The sequence below is a fragment of the Phocaeicola sp. RTP21198st1_B8_RTP21198_201120 genome, assembly GCF_040929485.1.
Classification (GTDB): Bacteria; Bacteroidota; Bacteroidia; order Bacteroidales; family Bacteroidaceae; genus Phocaeicola; species Phocaeicola dorei.
Window position 1 is genome coordinate 1 of record NZ_JBCOCI010000286.1, and the last position, 1622, is coordinate 1622.

Here is a 1622-nt window from a genome sequence, read left to right on the forward strand (position 1 = left end):
CTTTTGTCTCTTTATCGACAACAGTGAATGTCGTGATGAACACCGGGAAACTCTTTTCTCCTTTCAGAATGGAAACCTTTGGCAATTCCTGCCCATTGTTATCCTTTATCTGCTGACGGACTCCCTGCTTGTCTTTGGTATAGTTCAGACCGGCTACACGGTCAAAAGTACAGAATACAGGTTGTTTATATCCCTGTTTCTCACAGTGCATCATGAGTAAGAGTGCATTCATTCCGTTGTATTCGCGGCCAGAAAGATTTCTCGGCCAGGAGATGGATTTATCTGTAAACCAAGGCTTCTTCCAGTCATTCTGCAAAGTCTTGATTTTCTCAATCATCATCTCTGCGAATTTGTCCAAGGCCTTATCTTCACTACTACGGCCATCTGAATTATAAATCTTTTTACCTGTCATAGTCATTAGTGTTGATAAGTGTTAGAGTTTTTCTCCCAAAGAGAGCATTCGCTTATGCGGCATGTAAGGTCAAGTCTGTTATTGTACACACCTAATTCCAAATCCCCCTTGGCATTGATTCCGGCTTTTGGTTGCATCCATGTTTCTTTTCTTTTGTCGAATTGCATAAAGCGTACCCAAGTATAGGTGTAATTATCTCCATCCTTTTCGCTACTATAAGCGGAAAACACCGTAAAGGACTTACCACTTTTAGTTGTCTTGTCCTCAATTTGTTTGCCTAAAGTACCTCTGAACTCCATTGTACCGTTAATGCCGTCGTTATTGCTTGCATTAAATGTGTTAATGCCAGTTGCAGACAGGTTAAGGTATAATGCTTCTCCCTTTTTGTGGAACATTAGAATACCGGCTACTTCAATGCGAGTCCCAACTTGAATTGGTGGTAACTCAGATAGGTTGTTACAGGTCTTGGCCACACTGATTTCAACTGTCTTGTTAATTCCTGATTTTGCCGGAATAACGATATTGATACCGAATGATGCGAACTGCGTACCTTCTTTGTTAGCACGCATTTGTGCCTGGCGGGAAACGGTGCCACACACGGTTACATTACATTTAATCATAATAAAACGAATTGATTGTTATACTTAAAAAGCAAATTATTTCAACTGTACAGACTCCTGTCTGCCTTGTTGGATCTCCAGATTGTTCTGATAGTTTTGTGACATCTGCAGCGTGACCACGGCAGAGTTAATAACAGAGGCGATGCTACGTCGTTTCTCATCATCGTTCATCATGGTACTGCCAAGCGTCTGTTGGATCTTGTTTATTTCTGCATTACTCAGTTCTCTGTTGAGTTGTACAACTCCATTGTCTGCATACAGATTGGGTTTACCATCCTGCAGGCTTATGGTGCAGGTCTTATAGGATGGGAGGATAGGAGTAAGGTCTATGCTTTTACTGACAGCTGCAGCAGTAGCCTTCTGCATCTTTTCCTCCTCACTTGAATTATCTATCTGGAGGGCAAGAGCCATGAGTGAAGTGAACATAGTCATGGCCATCTCTATTACAGGATCAGCTATAGGCATATTCACCCCACTGTCTTCAGAGGACAGAATTTTCTTCATCCACTCATCCGGACTCATGGCTGTATCTGGCTGCACATTGGCATCGGATTGACTTGCACTCTTGTATTGCGCAGTCAGATCTTTTC

The 1622-nt window shown here is 42.2% G+C and carries 2 protein-coding genes and 1 pseudogene; all 3 read right to left on the minus strand.

The genetic code is table 11. The features are described 5' to 3' along the window. Positions 1 to 418 (minus strand): ArdC family protein (locus AB5935_RS25475; protein ID WP_368327815.1); only part of this gene is annotated, 418 nt, incomplete at its 3' end. Further along, positions 418 to 1032 (minus strand): hypothetical protein, encoded by a 615-nt coding sequence (locus tag AB5935_RS25480; protein WP_172772809.1) that lies wholly within the window; start codon positions 1030 to 1032, stop codon positions 418 to 420. The genes AB5935_RS25480 and AB5935_RS25475, both read right to left, overlap by 1 nt. 36 nt (positions 1033 to 1068) lie before the next feature. Then, positions 1069 to 1622 (minus strand): annotated as a pseudogene (locus tag AB5935_RS25485) (glucosaminidase); the annotation flags it as partial.